Genomic DNA, 749 nt, shown 5'->3' on the forward strand with positions numbered 1-749 from the left:
GCGGCGTTCGAGCGGGCGCTGGACGTCATTGTGGACAGTGCACCGTGAGCGCGAGGAGTGAGCCGGGTTTGCGAGCCCCGCAGTCGCGAACAGGGGTGTCGTGGTGAGCGCGAGGAGTGAGCCGGGTTTGCGAGCCCCGCAGTCGCGAACAGGGGTGGTCCGGTGAGCGCGAGGAGTGAGCCGGGTTTGCGAGCCCCGCAGTCGCGAGTTGAGGTGTCGCCGTGAGCGGGTGGGCGGGGCCGGTTCTGGTGACCGGGACGGACACCGAGGTCGGCAAGACGGTGGTGACCGCGGCGATCGCGGCCGCCGCGCAGGCGGCCGGGTTGCGGGTGGCGGTGATCAAACCGGGTCAGACCGGTACGGCCGGTGGTGAGCCCGGTGACGTGGACTCGGTCAACCGGTTGGCTGCGCCGTTGACCGGTCGGACGTTGGCGAGTTATCCGGATCCGCTGGCACCGTTGGCTGCCGCGCGGGTTGCCGACCTGCCGCCGCTGGAGTTGTACACGGCGGTGGACGCGGTGCGTGCGGAGGCGGACAAGCACGACCTGGTGTTGGTCGAGGGCGCGGGTGGGTTGCTGGTGCCGATGGGGCTGCGGCCGTCGGGTGAGCCGTGGACGATGGCGGACCTGGCGGTGTCGCTCGGCGCGCCGGCGGTGGTGGTCGCCCGCGCCGGGTTGGGCACGCTCAACCACACCGCGTTGACGCTGGAGGCGCTGGACCGTCGGGCGGTGCCGGCCGGCGTGGTGATC

At 72.4% G+C, this 749-nt stretch carries 1 protein-coding gene; it reads left to right on the top strand.

Annotated features, from left to right (window positions below):
* Nucleotides 1-221: 221 nt before the first annotated feature.
* On the top strand, nucleotides 222-749 hold a 528-nt coding region (gene bioD, locus KBX53_RS34805), incomplete at its 3' end, for a dethiobiotin synthase (protein ID WP_210864020.1).

Source organism: Micromonospora sp. M51 (genome assembly GCF_018070305.1).
Taxonomy (GTDB): Bacteria; Actinomycetota; Actinomycetes; order Mycobacteriales; family Micromonosporaceae; genus Micromonospora; species Micromonospora parva.